12 protein-coding genes and 5 pseudogenes are annotated in these 14,235 nt (G+C 50.5%); 8 read left to right on the top strand and 9 right to left on the bottom strand.

Translation table 11 applies throughout. The features are described from left to right. The first annotated feature begins 138 nt into the window (after positions 1-138). Both ABU178_RS19180 and ABU178_RS19185 read left to right on the top strand, forming a co-directional pair. The gene (locus tag ABU178_RS19180; protein WP_397217927.1) at positions 139-390 is read left to right on the top strand and encodes a hypothetical protein; all 252 of its coding nucleotides are present in this window, start codon (positions 139-141) and stop codon (positions 388-390) included. 12 nt (positions 391-402) lie between these two features. Then, positions 403-576 (top strand): hypothetical protein, encoded by a 174-nt coding sequence (locus ABU178_RS19185; protein ID WP_397217929.1) that lies wholly within the window; start codon positions 403-405, stop codon positions 574-576. A gap of 570 nt (positions 577-1,146) precedes the next feature. Here the strand turns inward: ABU178_RS19185 and ABU178_RS19190 are convergent. Both ABU178_RS19190 and ABU178_RS19195 read right to left on the bottom strand, forming a co-directional pair. Then, positions 1,147-1,473 (bottom strand): hypothetical protein, encoded by a 327-nt coding sequence (locus tag ABU178_RS19190; RefSeq protein WP_397217930.1) that lies wholly within the window; start codon positions 1,471-1,473, stop codon positions 1,147-1,149. Beyond that, positions 1,470-1,810, bottom strand: a pseudogene (locus ABU178_RS19195) (conjugation system SOS inhibitor PsiB family protein). The gene ABU178_RS19190 and the pseudogene ABU178_RS19195 overlap by 4 nt, the downstream one beginning before the upstream one ends. A gap of 688 nt (positions 1,811-2,498) precedes the next feature. Between ABU178_RS19195 and ABU178_RS19200 the strand changes: the two are divergent. Next, positions 2,499-2,573, top strand: a pseudogene (locus ABU178_RS19200) (DUF4113 domain-containing protein); the annotation flags it as partial. Between the two features lie 520 nt (positions 2,574-3,093). Here the strand turns inward: ABU178_RS19200 and ABU178_RS19205 are convergent. Together ABU178_RS19205 and sopA are read right to left on the bottom strand one after the other, a co-directional pair. Further along, positions 3,094-4,050 (bottom strand): ParB/RepB/Spo0J family plasmid partition protein, encoded by a 957-nt coding sequence (locus ABU178_RS19205; protein ID WP_397217932.1) that lies wholly within the window; start codon positions 4,048-4,050, stop codon positions 3,094-3,096. Then, positions 4,050-5,216 (bottom strand): plasmid-partitioning protein SopA, encoded by a 1,167-nt coding sequence (sopA, locus tag ABU178_RS19210; RefSeq protein ID WP_397217934.1) that lies wholly within the window; start codon positions 5,214-5,216, stop codon positions 4,050-4,052. Before sopA ends, ABU178_RS19205 begins: the two co-directional genes overlap by 1 nt. Before the next feature lie 1,499 nt (positions 5,217-6,715). Here sopA and ABU178_RS19215 point away from each other — a divergent pair. The 3 genes and pseudogenes from ABU178_RS19215 to ABU178_RS19225 form a co-directional block, all read left to right on the top strand. Beyond that, on the top strand, positions 6,716-7,087 hold the full coding sequence (locus ABU178_RS19215; protein WP_397217936.1) for a hypothetical protein: 372 nt from the start codon (positions 6,716-6,718) through the stop codon (positions 7,085-7,087). Between the two features lie 447 nt (positions 7,088-7,534). Then, positions 7,535-8,416: a RepB family plasmid replication initiator protein gene (locus tag ABU178_RS19220; protein WP_397217938.1), complete on the top strand. Its 882-nt coding sequence runs from the start codon at positions 7,535-7,537 to the stop codon at positions 8,414-8,416. 464 nt (positions 8,417-8,880) lie between these two features. Further along, a pseudogene (locus tag ABU178_RS19225) lies at positions 8,881-9,021 on the top strand (DUF4145 domain-containing protein); the annotation flags it as partial. 34 nt (positions 9,022-9,055) lie between these two features. Here ABU178_RS19225 and ABU178_RS19230 read toward each other — a convergent pair. Both ABU178_RS19230 and ABU178_RS19235 read right to left on the bottom strand, forming a co-directional pair. Then, positions 9,056-9,232: pseudogene (locus tag ABU178_RS19230) on the bottom strand (IS3 family transposase); the annotation flags it as partial. A gap of 314 nt (positions 9,233-9,546) precedes the next feature. Beyond that, entirely contained in the window at positions 9,547-9,819 is a 273-nt protein-coding gene (locus ABU178_RS19235; RefSeq protein WP_397217941.1) for a Y-family DNA polymerase, read from the bottom strand. 7 nt (positions 9,820-9,826) lie between these two features. Between ABU178_RS19235 and ABU178_RS19240 the strand changes: the two are divergent. Then, positions 9,827-10,024: pseudogene (locus ABU178_RS19240) on the top strand (hypothetical protein); the annotation flags it as partial. A gap of 199 nt (positions 10,025-10,223) precedes the next feature. On the opposite strand, the gene ABU178_RS19245 reads toward ABU178_RS19240, so the two are convergent. Continuing rightward, positions 10,224-10,802: a PIN domain-containing protein gene (locus tag ABU178_RS19245; RefSeq protein WP_397218184.1), complete on the bottom strand. Its 579-nt coding sequence runs from the start codon at positions 10,800-10,802 to the stop codon at positions 10,224-10,226. A gap of 185 nt (positions 10,803-10,987) precedes the next feature. On the opposite strand from ABU178_RS19245, the gene ABU178_RS19250 reads away from it, so the two are divergent. After that, positions 10,988-11,617 carry a DNA-binding protein gene (locus ABU178_RS19250; protein WP_397217943.1) on the top strand — a complete coding sequence of 210 codons (630 nt, stop codon included), beginning with the start codon at positions 10,988-10,990 and terminating at the stop codon, positions 11,615-11,617. 41 nt (positions 11,618-11,658) lie between these two features. Here the strand turns inward: ABU178_RS19250 and ABU178_RS19255 are convergent, their stop codons facing one another. Together ABU178_RS19255 and ABU178_RS19260 are read right to left on the bottom strand one after the other, a co-directional pair. After that, the gene (locus ABU178_RS19255) at positions 11,659-12,357 is read right to left on the bottom strand and encodes an RES family NAD+ phosphorylase (RefSeq protein ID WP_397217945.1); all 699 of its coding nucleotides are present in this window, start codon (positions 12,355-12,357) and stop codon (positions 11,659-11,661) included. A gap of 980 nt (positions 12,358-13,337) precedes the next feature. After that, positions 13,338-14,225 (bottom strand): LysR family transcriptional regulator, encoded by an 888-nt coding sequence (locus tag ABU178_RS19260; protein ID WP_397217947.1) that lies wholly within the window; start codon positions 14,223-14,225, stop codon positions 13,338-13,340. Positions 14,226-14,235: the final 10 nt, after the last annotated feature.

The following is a 14,235-nucleotide window of genomic DNA, read 5'->3' on the forward strand; positions in this document are numbered from 1 at the left end:
GGGTTTTCCTGCGGCCAATCATACGCAGGTGGTAAAATCGGCACCAACATATGAGGCTTTAAACAGGACAAGAGCAAGGTGCCGCGCGCGATAAAAGGATTGCTCACTTTCAGAGAGGAGGGGTTACCTGACCTTCGTGTGCTGGACAGTGAATTCAGGTTAGATCCCACACCAGAAATAGAAGCAGGCAGCTGTCTTGAAGCCGCAGTTGCCTTGCTGGAACTGCGTATGGGCTTTCTGGAGCCGGATATGGTTGCTGTACCGAAAGAAACCATAATAGGCACGCTTAATATTCTTCGGGATAAGCTTGAGCATATCGTTGAAAAGCGTCTCGATGCCCGCGAACGCTACGTCCTTCTTGCTCTCGATACGCTGGAAAACCCTTATTAAATCTGGGAAACCATGTATGACGACGGACAGGTACGTTATCTTTTTATCGGTGCGTACAGGCAGAAACAGCAGATGCTGGTAGTTGTAGCGCCGTGGGCCGGGAAAGTGCTCTGGAACTTTATGCACACAGATGCCAAAAGCCTGAACAAACACCGGCAAGGGACTTTGCTGTACAAAAGGCATTAAAAAAAGCCGCCATTTTTCAATGGCGGCCTCTGAAATCTGAAGCCTGTTTATTTTACACCTTCAGGCGGGAGGTGCGAGGTTTCACCCTGGCACAGAATTCAGGGATTCTATGGGGTCCTTCCACCAACTGTAGCACCCTGATGCAGTTGGCTTCTCGCTCAAAAGTAATATTACTCAAATTTGACGAATGCGTCAATCTGCCAGTGCACGGGGCTTCACTCAGACTCATCCTGTTTAACGCAGCCTGAAAGTAATAATGCACACCATCAGATTAATACTGAGCAGCTTCAGCCGTTTAACTTCGTTAAGATGTTTCAGGCCCTCCCAAGGAGACCTCATCCTTATCTCACTCGCCCCATTCCCCGGGGCTATAGTCCGTTTAAAACCCGCTGCGGCGGTTTTTTTTATACACCTCGCTGCAACCAGTAAAGCTCCAGCGACTCCGCATCCTGTACCACGGCAGCGATGCAATATAAAACGCCTTCAGCCAGTTCGGGTGCGCTGGCGCCAAGCCCATGTCATATCCAGTAAATCGTTAACCCGTACGCTCCGGCTGCGCCAGCAAGAGTATCATCGCCAGTACGGGCGGACAGCCTGGCTGACCAGCGCCACCTCTGCCGCGTAGATAAGCACGTCCTGCGCTTCTGCCTGGCGCTGCATGACCACCTCAGAACGCGCCTGCAATACAGTCCCGGCCTCAAGGAAGATATCAGTCTGCCGTAACGCCGAGAGCACCGGAACGGGGTTTCTGATTTCCGTGGCGACAGCTTTCCCGGCTGCCGCCTTCGCCACCGCGGTGCGTGCAGGACAGCGGGTTACGTCAGCTAATCCGGAAAGGTTCTGCGGCTGCAGGTAAACCCGTGGCGCCATGTCTGAAATTATTAGTCCCGCGTTCATGTGCGCCCTCCCTTTCTGCCCAGGATGGCCACAATTTCCGCCGGCGTAATGCCTGTAGAGACCATTTCCTCAACGCGCGTCAGCAGTCGGCCAATGGCCTCCGGCTCAAACTGTTCGGTATTCAGAACGTACAGGCCGGGGTGATTGGGATTTATCCAGATAAGCCGTACCAGAACGGTGATTCGCTGCCCGGGCTCAGGATATCGAGCGTGACGTGGCGGTTTTTGCGGTGTGTCAGGCGCAGGTGAACCGGGAACACCCGCCCTACTCTCCTCGGCACTCGTAGCCGGTGAGCCAGGCTTTGCTGAGCGGTAAGACATTCAGCACGGCACCACACAGTCCCGGCGAGAGGACTTAAACCGGTGAAGCCCGGCGGAAAATCACAGCACGATGCACTCGCAACGGCGGCTTAGCGGCAGCGAAACGGCGTTGCGCCTCAGAACGACGGCGTATTCAGGCCGTCGCGGTTCACTCTAGCCCACAGGCTGGCTGCAGGTCCGTCTGTGGCCCTGCCGTTGTATTTAGGCTGTTAGGCCGTTGCACGGCCGTCAGGCGGTTTTAACGCCAGCATGGGTGCCGGCAAAGGACGGGTATAACGGGATCACTGCGGAGGTGAATGAATTTCAAACATCGTCCTTATGCGAAAGCTCCCTGAAATCACACAGTAATCATACACACTGGGCCTCGCTTAAAAATCCTGCTGCGGCCTTTTCAGACGAGCGCCATCACGCTTTGCTTTCAGACCCCAGCCGACAGGCCCGAAACGCGCCGTGCAGTCCGTATGAGCTAACCGGATCTGCCGGTTAGCTGAGTGGGCTTACGACCCGTTCAGGGGAGCCAGAGGAGGTCATCATGATCTGAAGAGTATTGCCCATGGTTGATATGCAGAGTTCTGAGGACGGCATTACTTCAGGCATAACTAAACCAATGTTTATCTACATATCCGTTGTAGTGACATTTGTTCATTGAACTGTTCAGGGAGATATAAAATTGGGTTCGCCGGAAGAGAAATCTAGCCTCACTGGAGAATGAAGCGGGAAATGCTCAGCAAGGCATGGATGACGTATTGGAAAGAAATTCCAGTTACGGAAGTCTGCTAGGCACTCGTTTGTTTTAATCTCGTTACCAAAAAAAGTCTTATAAAATTCTAAACGAATATTTTAGGAAGGTCAGTGCAGTACATTCCATGCATAGGCCACGGAAGGCCATGAAACGCGTAGCATGTTATTGGAGAGCTCTACAAACTCAGCTCTGCCAGATATATTTTTCACTGCGCATGTCAGCAACACCTTACCAAAAGGAGACCCTCATTAAAGGTTACATCATCAACAAAACAATTAGTTTGCTGTTAGCCGGGACCTTTAAACTCATGCCCACAACGTGATACTCGTGGTACTGAAGAGGATGGGACCATGGTCCCAACTGAGAGCTTGAACACCAAGCTTCGTGTTAATAAAAAAGGTGTATAGCTGGGTTGGGACCATGGTCCCAGCTAAGAATTAGAACCAAAAGTTTCGTGATAAACGAAAAAGTGAATTTTACTAAGGAGCTGGGACCGCGGTCTCGATGAATAGAGCGGTGGTATCGATCAAGCTGGGACCACGGTCCCAGTTATAAAAGCTAAGCTTGATGCTTAGCCAGAAGTTCTTCAAACTGCTCGATAAGAGACTCTTGAACTTTGGTTCTGTCCAGACTGAACACAACTTTATTTCCCTTATATTGCGCGGTTGCGCCCGGTCCGAAATCCTTTTTCAGGGTAGTTTCTCTGCTAAGAGTTTTTGATTTAGCTAACGCAGCATTCAGCTCCTGAATGATCTCTTCCGGTTCATATAACAGGCCGTTTTTCCGCTTTGCGGCGAGAAACAATATTTTTTCAGCCAGCAGATGTTCTTTACCCGCAAAAGCTTTATAAAGCTGCTCGCCCGCTCTGGCCGAGAGTTCACCCGGATGTGAAAAGAGCGAAATAACGTCGTGAGGAAGCATGGATGTATTGACGCAGCGCATAATGACTTTACGCGATATCCCTTCCGCGTCTGACAAGGCAGAAATATTATTAGCGAACTCATTTTTGAGTCTCAGCGCATAGCGTTTGCCACGTTCGTAAGCACTGGTAGGCCGGTAATCATTACCGAGCTTACACAACGCATCCATTTGTTCATCGTCGAGTTCGCCTACCAGTACGCGATAATCAGATGAAGTAAAGATAGCCGCCATGCGACGGCGGCTGCCATCAGCGATCTCTATATTATCCTCTACCTTCCGGCCAAAGGCAGGGTTCTGCTGTCCATTCAGAAGAAAAGAGGGAATCAAATCATCTAAGGCATCTTCTGTCAGAAACTCCTGAACGCGCTCATTGCCTGTCCAGACGCGGGTAGTTTTTTCTACTCGCTCCGAAGGCACGGTTTCAAGAATAAATTTCACCTCTCGGCCGCACACCGGTATAACGATTGTGTTCCCTTTAGCCAGGGTACCTACACGCGCAATTAAAGAATCCACCATAGGCGCGGCAGGCGCGGCAGAAGGAGTGGAGGCAGAAGAAGAGTTCGAGAATTTCGAAATAATCGGGGCTCGTTTCATTATCGGATCTCCCAGCGAGGCTTGATCAGGCGGTCAAAAATTTCGTTGCAGACGGGTTCCCATATGGCAAGCGCATTACGCCATGCACCCGTTGATGAGCGTTGGTCGATAGCCTGCTCAAATACTGTTCGCATCCTTATCTGGCCTTTACCCACTTCATCCGTTTCGCGAACTACATTTTTGAGAACCATACCGCCCCATGCATCACGGATCTGCTCCTCCATCCAGGGAGACTGCGAGCCGTTATTATTGCTGTACTTGGTGAGCAGAATCCTAACATCCGGCTCAAAACCCTGAAGATCGACGTTCTTAAGGAGGTCACGGAGCATGTCAAAGAACTGTAGGGCAGAGGTATAGTCAAAGAGTTCAGCTGGCGTTGGTACGATTAACACGTCCGCAGCACAAACAACGTTAATAGTTCCGATACCCAAATTTGGAGCACTATCGATGACAACTACGTCGTAATCCTGTGCTACGGATTCAATGGCAAGCCTGAGCATCATATGAGGCTCTGTTGGCAGCTTGCCCTCGTCATAGCGTCCCATAAGTTCGGTTTCAATACGATGCAGGGCCAGGCAGGAAGGTATGATATCGAGGCCGGGCCAGCAGGTTGGTCTGATGGCGTAGAACGCGTCATCACGTTCCCCCAGGTAGAAGGGCAACAGCGTATCATCAGCATGAATATGCAGGTCGGGTACCCACCCGTGATACATAGAAGCCGTACCCTGCGGATCGTTTCCTTCAACCAACAGCACCCTCAGGCCTTTAAGCGCGAGATCCTGCGCCAGGTGTACCGAAACAGACGTTTTATAGACGCCGCCTTTGTGCGCTGCCACGCCAATCACTGGAGGGATACTTTCATCGGGCCTGCGCAGGCGAGTCCCAAAAACATCCCTCATGTGATTAATCTGTTCAATGGTATAGCCAACGCGCTGCTCGACACGACCGCGCATCTCTAAATCGGGGTAGGGTAGTCGTCCGGCCTTTTCAGCATCCCGAATAGCCTGCGGCGTAACGCCTATAAGGTCGGCAGCCTCGCCAACCCGCCATCTGCGGGTAATTTTTCGCGCCTCCGGGCTGTCGTCATTAAACTGAGCCACCGCAATAGCTTTGGTCATCTCATGTCCAGCGGCGATACACTGATCAAGCGTACTCATCAATCCCACAAACCTTCTCCTTTATGAACTTTGCGCCCACGCATTAAATCTTGATATTTGATGCAAAGCAACACCAATATTGCAAATAGCGTTAATTATTGCAAAGTTAAGTACAAATTACGCAGCCCAAAAAAGCGTCGAAATAATGACATCTTTCTATGTGTGTAACTTAACGCTCGCATTTGGCATGCCCCATTATTTATACCAAACGCATGGATCGGGGGCTGAGGCCTTGCGCCACGCGGCCTGCCGGTGAAACGAAACTCAGGATCGATTGTGTGCGATTTATTGATCTGGCTCCTGCCGTCCCGCTGCAGGAAAATAGCTGCATAAATGTTCAGACAACGCTACGTGAAAAATACCCCACGAACAGCATCATTCCCCTGCAGAATTCACCAGAACGCGCGGAGCAGGTGACGCAGTAACCCCGTCTGATCATAGTGCCGGGCGCGCATGTGTCCGGCAGCCCGCCCGCATCACCTAAATTGTGACAACCTCACACTTAAATTTCCTCTGATTTCAGGTGGTATTGTGGCGGGCTGCCTTTTCTGGCGGATCCCGTAAATGTCATTCTGGCTGCACAGCGTAATGGCAGGATCCGTGTTGCATAATGAACTATATGCAGTCACTGTCAGCCTTTCAGGGTAAGGGAGTGCTCACTTTTAGCATCACTCTGGACGATGAGCCTGTCGAAGGCTCAACTGTGCGTTGTGACGCCGTAGCAGACGGGGTAAAACGGTAGGTATCGCATCGGGGTGACAGCATCATTTGAAAGGAAGGGAACGATAGCAGCGAAACAGACATATCCTGCACCCTTCACCGGGCAGGTTGGCAGTGTGGAGTGTGACGCAGCGTTTCAGCAGGATAACGCGGTGACGTTCAGATGCTATATCCGCCACGCGCGTGATAACAAAAGCACGTTGCTCATTCAATGCCAGTGTAGCAGCGAGGATGAAGGCGAGCGCAGAACCCCGAGTCCTGGTAGCGCGGCGAGCTGGGGGCAAATGGAGGCAGCCCGCGATGCGGCTGCTTCACTTCATGGGGAGCAGGCGGAAATCAATCACTGACACCCTAATTTCGACCGCAGCGGCCGGGATCAGTCGTGGTGCGCATGGCGCCTGCGTCAGGTTGCGGAGAAGAGCCGCGTGGGTTGCATACGGCTCAGCGACGTGCTGGTGATCATGGCCCGGGCTGGCACACCCGGGGCGTAACTGGGCTACGACGGACGCAGCAGAAGCTGTAGGTAAGCGCCTGATACTTTTAAACTGTCTGGCTGACTGGAGCACAGAAACTGAGGCTGAGCTCGTCACAGCGCTTCCTGTAGCCGTATAAACCGGATTTCCCGAGGTGGTGGTGCTGGCGGACCTGCTGGCGCGTCTCAGACGCAGCTTTGCGCCTGAGTTGGCCGACTGGTGGCGTGAGCAGAGGATGAAACCGATCCGCCAGAAAATACGTTCCGGCAGCGCAACGGCAATCCGGTATCCTCCAGCAGCTGTGAGGCAATAGACGTGGTGCTGATGACCGTAAGCCTGCGATTAATTCTGGTGGATTCGGTTTGGGAGCGGATCATTGAAGACAAGTTCTGGCGTGAACGCCGCCGGTTCACCAAGCCGCGGTGTTACGACAGTGAAGCAGAGGTGTTTCCTGACTTTCTGCCCAGGGACGTTACCGGACAGGCAGCGGTCCCGCTGGAGGTATTCGGGATGACAACGCCGGAATATCTGGCCTGTAAGGTGTTGAAGGTGGCGCATTATCAGGAAGAATACGGCGGGGGGTTCTGGTGGAGCTGGGATGCATTCCAGCCCAGAGCGGCAGAGAAGATCCCGCCATTCCCTGCGAGACGATCTTCTGGTAAATCCGATCCAGACTCAGGTCTGTGATGAGCATCAGCGAGCACTGTATGCGATTGGTTAAGGATCCCAATCCCGGGCAGTCTGTTTAACTGCTCCGCTGACGTGTCTGGAATGAGGCGAAGCGCAGCAAAGTGAGCACCGAACACGCCAGGCGTGGCGTGGATAATCCCGTCAGGCTCAGCAGAACGTGCTTAGGATCGGTTTTCCACATATCCACAGCCCAGATCCAAATAATTATCCTAATCAGATCCCATTTAGATCCAAACAGATCCCCGTGGCCCGCAACCCAGTGCTGGCGCAGCTTTCAGAGGAATTGCATGTGTCACAGCATGCAAAACATGTGTCATGATATGCAAAACATGTGTGACACCATGATCAACATGTGTCATAACATGCAGTAACATGTGTCGCATCATGTAAAATACGAATGTTATGCACCATAACGCGGACGCTGTGTACAAAGAGGGTAACTGATTGGCTGAAAAAAACTTTTTCCATGATTCTTTACTGGCTTCAGCGGAAGATGAGCAGAAAGTACTCACAGTCACCAGTACCTCTTCGGTACAGCCTGCAATCCTGCTGAGGCTGGGGGTATTCGTCCCTAACTCCCGTGCCCTGAAAAAAGGATCGGAGCACATTATTGACGTTTCCGAGCCTTTTTCATCGCTTGAATTCGCCCGAAAGGAAGGCTATAACGATATCCAGATACGCGGCGAACGCCTTAATATTACGTCAGATTTTAGCGTCTGGATGGGCGTTATAGGTGCCTTCAGCAAGTACGGGCGCGACAGCAATAATATCACGCTGCCGTTCAAAGAGTTTGCCCAGCTTTGCCAGTATGACTCCCGCCAAATCAACCACCGCCTGCGCGATCAGATCTTCGATTCCTTGGCCAAGCTCGGAACCAAGGTCGTACAGTTCAAGCGTAAAGACGGTAACGGCAAAATGTTCTTCACACAGCTGCTCAAAACCGCGCTGCTCGATCGGGACAAGGACACGGTGACTCTTGAGGCAGACGAGCGTCTCTGGGAGCTTTATGAGATCGACTATACGATCCTGCTGCGCAAAAGACCGTATAACTATCTGAAGGGTAAAGAAGTTGCACAGACCCTTTATACCTATATTGCAAGCCTGCCTGATAATCCTGCCCCCATTTCCTTCTCACGTATTCGTGAACGTCTGCTGCTGACGTCGCCAGTTCCTGAGCAGAACCGTCTGATAAAGAATGCATTGATGGCCATGGAAAAGATCGGCTATATCGAGTACAGCATCATTAAGAAGGGCAGGGAATCCTTCCTGTTCATCAACAAAAGAAATAAGAAACTCAAAGAGTTATACGAGAATGATGTGTCGTAACATGCAAACTATGTGTCACAGCATGCAAAGCGTGGATTACAACTGGCTGCGCATGGGTTACAGCATGCGTAGCGGAGTTGCGTCGGGGAAAATATGGGTCACAGCATGCGCGGTGTAGAGCGGGTGCCCAAAAGCATGGGTCGCAACATGCATAACATGTGTCACAGCATGCAGGGGATCTTTTTTAGCATGCTATGACACATGTTTTGGATCAGACAGCATGTTCCGACACACGTTTTGATCCTGTCTGCATGCTGTGGCACATCTTTGACGAGCACGCATGCTGTGACACATGTTTAAGATTCAGGCCAGTGAAGCCTGATGCTGACCTGGAAAGCGATGTAATGATTCTGTACTCGTGGGCTCAGCTTGCCCCAAGAGCTCGCGTCACATCATTGCTGGCATCGGCTTCGCGGGCTGATCGAAACGCTCTGTAGTGAGGAAGAAGTGAAGGAAGAAACCCCCATGCCAAAATTGAGAATTTCTTTGCGGCAGGCAAAATCGGCGGGGAGAGTAAGAGTATGCTTCACAGCTTACGGGAATTGTATAACCGTTCCGCCCATGAATCGTACAGGCCCGCCAAGGGCTGCTCAGGCTTTCACTGAATATTGCGGAGTTGTTCCTGAAGCAGATATACGTGCGCGCGATCCTGTTACGCCAGGCTCGTTCACTCAGCTCTTTCATATCGAGCCAAATTTTTCGATAACCGTAAACCGTACCGCTTTCAAGCTACAGTTGTTTGATCAGGCCTGGCTGGCATTCATCCTGCCTGGCACGCAAAGATTTAGGCCGCTTTAGCCACAGGTAATGCTTCGATTTTGAATTCTTTAGTGAACGTTTTGACAGACATAAACACTCTTATCAGGCCTCCATTATGAGGCAAAAAAGTGTCTACGAAACCCGGTTTATTCAAGTTTTTCACTTGCCCGCGTTGCATACGTGACAACAGCCTGCTGTAACTCTTCAATGCTGGTAACGCGCTAGCCGAAGCTCCGGCTCACCACAATCTGCTGCTTTGGAGGCGGCGCGTCTTCCAGCGCCATACAGGATTCGCCATTGAGTTCGCGAACCGTTCGCTTCACGATCACGTCAAAACCTTAGCGTAATATGCTGATATTATTGTCATCAAGCTACAGAGACGTGCTGATGCCCATTGTATGTAGCCGTTTACTAAGCCTGCCAACTATCCCTAAAACATCATCCACGCTTACCAGCGCCAGCAGCTTTCGCTGACATTCCTGGCTGGATAGATCCACGATGTCATTTGTGCGGGTCCATTTTTTGGCAGCACTGTTGGCCAGCTTGGCCAGCGTTTTGGAAGGGCCGAAACCCACGCCAATAGTCAGCCCGATCTCCTTCTTAATTCGATCGCGCATCTGTTGCCCGAAGGTCTCAAGAGGCATATAAGCCGCTAACCTGGTGGTAAACTGTGACGCAGAGCAGGTGATCGTGGCCAGCAATGAGGATGAGGTGTTCAGCTACCGCAGCGGTGCACTGGAATACGCCGAGCACGGGCAGGACAACAGCATGCGCAAGGCTATCTGTGACGTTCTGGAAGGCGGGCGTCACGCATTTGAGGCGCGCGAACAGAAGTATGGAATGCTGTGATGCGTCAGCATCATTCTGACAACTGAGCAGGCATGGATGCCCGGTACTGTCTAACCCGCCGGGCATACCGAAAATTATAGAAATGTTGCGCAACCTCAATGTGGACTGGGTTGAGTTGAGTTCACATCAGAACGGATCGGGTTCCTGAGGGACATCATCAACGCCTCCTTCAGTTTCTACATACTGGGTCTCGTCCAGGTCAAGGTCGAAAATGCAGGTAAAAGAAATTATCGTTCGCATCCGCTACTGCCGCCATGTCTCCGTCACCACTGACCACATAGACCTTATGTATTCGTGCCCTTGCCAGAGCATCAATGGCAGCCAGTGAAAACGCTTCCGGAAACTCTGATTTTTTCGATTCTCTGTGGAAGGGGGGATCGCCGGTAAAATAGGCGGCAAACACTTGCCGCGGATCCACCCTCTCAACCGAGACGTTTTTGGTATAGCCGTTATCTACCAGAGCCCGGAATTTCCGTATGGCTTCACTGAACACGGCCTCAGCAGTGAAGTTTGTAAAGAGACCGCCGCCGGTTACCTCATCGGCTATGCACAAAAAACTGCCCGATGTACGGAATTTTCTATGCTCTGTGACAGCATCATGCGCAAACTTTTTAAGATGGGTCTCAATTTCAGATCGCACGACGTCAGTGATCAGAAGTTGAGGTTTTCCTTCAGTAACCAGTCTTTCCAACCTGGCTAAAGCAAAAAGCCCAAACTGGAGCTTTTTCTTCTCATAGGCTGAGGTATCGATGAATATGAGCCGCGTTTCTAGCTCTATACATGGCCTTTGTGGATGATTTTTTTAGATAATACTTCTCAGGCCCATAAAAAACTCATGCAATCGAGAACTGCTCTGCTTCTAACCGGCGCAGAATGTGCTTGTGAATCTTCTGAGCGCTATATAACCATGAATTTGACACTTTACCTAAAAGATAATAAATTAATAGTCAAAGGGAGATGCACATGAACACAACTACCCGTAATGAACTGAACAACACGTTCTCTGCAGAACAGGCTGCCATTATTGAACGCATGAACATGCTGTCGGCAGAACTGGTCGTGTCCCTGACGGAGAACAAAAATCTGTCCCGGGCGCTCAGCATGACGGACAGTGAGCTGGTCAGGCTGATGTTTGAAACCCAGCTCGATCGCGTTTCTGAAATGTCTCCGCGTGAAAAGCGCAGAATAGCGCACCTGAACGATAGCGCGATCAGGTTTGCTGAACGCCTGAACGCGCTGGGGGGTACCTGCCGGGCCAGCAGGGCAGCCGAGATTCTGGGCGTAAAAAGGCAGACCATCAATAACCGGCTGAAGGCTAACAGGCTGCTCGCGGTAAAAACCGGCGGAGAGTCAAGGTTTCCGCTGTTCCAGTTTGACGGAAACAAACTGGTAGATGGTATTGAGGAAGTTCTGGATCTGCTGGGCGACATCAGCCCGGTGACCAAAACGTCATTTCTGACTGCAATGTACTTTTTTGATAACGAACCGGCGCTTAGCGTCATTGATGCCCTGAAGCAGTACGGCAGTTCAGGCAAACATATGGATGAGATCCGTCGACAGGCTAAGCTGTTTGGCCATCAGGTTGCGCACTGATAAAAAGCCCCACATTGCGGGGCTTTTGCTTAACATCATGTTTATCCACTCACACGGTAGTTCAGCGTTTCCGTCACGATCTCGAAGCCGCTGATGTCATCTTCCGTCCAGTTCTGAGGAAAATTTTCTACAGCCGTATCGATATATTCATCTGCAGGGCTGTTCACGACGTCAGCAAGCGGGTCAGATCTCCCGTCGCGTATCCAGTAGGCGGTACAGGTTCCCGTCCCCAGATGACGTGAAAGGTAGGCGATGCCGTCATAATCCAGCCCGGGGGTATTTACTGCCCAGCTGGTAATGGCCTGAGTAATACTGTAATCCTCACCCATAATCTGATTTGCCGTCAGGTGAAGCAAAGCCTGCAGTCTGACCATGTCGATGATTTTCGTAGCACGTGTCGTTTCAAGCGAGTAAATATGCGCTGTCTGTAGATCTTCCAGTCCCAGAAAAAAAGCTTCCGGTTTACGCTGGTAAATTCGCCCCAGGGATTCCGCTATAGCAGCGACGGCAAAATCTGCTGTATAGCAGATCCCCGTCCGGCCCGTGGGGTCATTGTAGCGCCCCATCTCTTCAGGCTTTACCGGTCGAGCATAGTTTACGCCTGACGGATACGTCCGTTTCTGCCATCGGCGCTGAGGAGTCTTTGCCGCGCGCATGATAAAAGGAATACGTCCCTGCTTTTCAAGCCGGTTCAGCTGATCATCAATGGGATCTCCATTTTCTTTCTTCTTGTTAGCCACTTAAAACCTCTTTCTTTCAAAACCATTGTAATAACCATAATTTCACCATTACTGGGATAGGGAGGATGGGATGGACCGCGTGCTTGCCCGCTTTCCACTTACCCGTTATCCGGTACAGACATAGTAAATACAGACAGTTAGGTCGACAACCGATTGATATGCATAAAGTATGATTATTATTTTTATATAATATCTGGTCCTGGGCTTTTTTCGTGAGGAGGTACAGGCGAGGATCTGTTACCTACTGCCAGCAGGTATCTCTCAGGAGATGTGGATTCTTTTCTGAGATACCGACAGAATGATCAGTACAGCAGATAATCGTCGGTATCAAATCAACAGAGAAACGATGATGACGGAAAACAGAAATTCTTCTGCTTACACTACAGCCATGCCAATATCGTGAACTCCAGACGCTGAATGAAGAGATTTCAGTAATGAGCATCAGGCTTGCACAGCTCATTGATGCAAGAGACGCACTGCTTAACCGAAGCGGACATTTTCACGTGGAACGCATGCTCAGGCTGACGGAGGTGTCAGTAATGAATGTTCTGCGAACAGGATAATTTCTGTTTCAGGACTCCTCACATCACGAATAAAAACAGAATCAATTTAGATATTTTTTGGGCAATACTGACACAGTAAAAAAAGAGGCTTTTTATTATGTAATTCATGCCGCGCACTTTCAGGAACTGAGGAAGAAACTCGCGTATAAAAGAAATGAATGTGATTTTATTGAGTTTTGTTCGTCCCTACCCTCTTTTAAATAATAACAGGTAATAACCTGGAGTGTCAGATTATATATGGCCAATATTGCGGCGAAGCTGATAATGTTTATTTTCAAGAGAGGGTAAAAAATACGTAAGATCACACCGACAAGCACGATACCCTGAAGGATATATTGCTGGAGAGTCCTCCCAAGTCGCAGAGATGATAAAATATGCGTTTACATAGGCGCTTTGGAAATGATACGGCCTGACTGATTATGTCATGCGAAGCGCTTCGACAACCAGAGAGAAAACAGGGGAGGGTTGTTTACGGCTTGGATAGTACAGATAGTAACCCGGAAATGGCGGGCACCATTCATCCAGTACGCGTACCAGTTTTCCTTCCTCAATGCTGTTTCCAAACTCTTCTTCTGGAAGAAAGGCAATCCCATGGCCTGCGAGCGCGGCATCCAGCATAGGAGCCGAGGTATTAAATATAAGCTGACCATCAACGCGGACGTTAAGCGCCTTTTGCTCTTTTTCAAACTCCCAGACGTATATGCCCCCGGATGTGGCCATTCGCATATTGATGCAGCGGTGACTGACCAGTTCTTTTGGCGATTCAGGGATCCCCATTTCTGAAAAATAAGCAGGCGATGCGACTGCTGCCATACGCAGTGGAGGGCTAATCGGCATGGCTATCATGTCTTTATCAATCGTGTCTCCCAGTCTGACGCCGGCATCGTATTTATCGTTTACGATATTACGAAAGCCGTGATTGGCATCAAACTCAATTTTTAAATCAGGATAGGTATGCAGCAGCGGAGAGAGTTTGGGCAGCAGAAGGGTATGCAGCACATGGGGACCACAGGTAATACGGACAGTGCCTGCGGGCTTATCTCTGAGTTCGGTCAGTAAATCCAGCTCGGCTTCAATTTCATCGAATCGATGACCAATGGCTTTGAGCAGCCGCTCACCAGCTGCGGTCAGCGAGACGCTGCGGGTAGTGCGCGTGAGTAACCTTATCTGCATCCGGGATTCAAGCCCGGTAATCGCCTGGCTCAGTGCGGGCTGCGTTACCCCCATCTGCGCTGCAGCCCGCGTAAAGCTACCCTCCCGCGCGACGATAACAAATGACAACAGGTCATTAAGGTTTCTTTTCATTAACTGCTCC

Source organism: Pantoea osteomyelitidis, assembly GCF_044342975.1.
GTDB classification, from domain to species: Bacteria; Pseudomonadota; Gammaproteobacteria; order Enterobacterales; family Enterobacteriaceae; genus Pantoea; species Pantoea osteomyelitidis.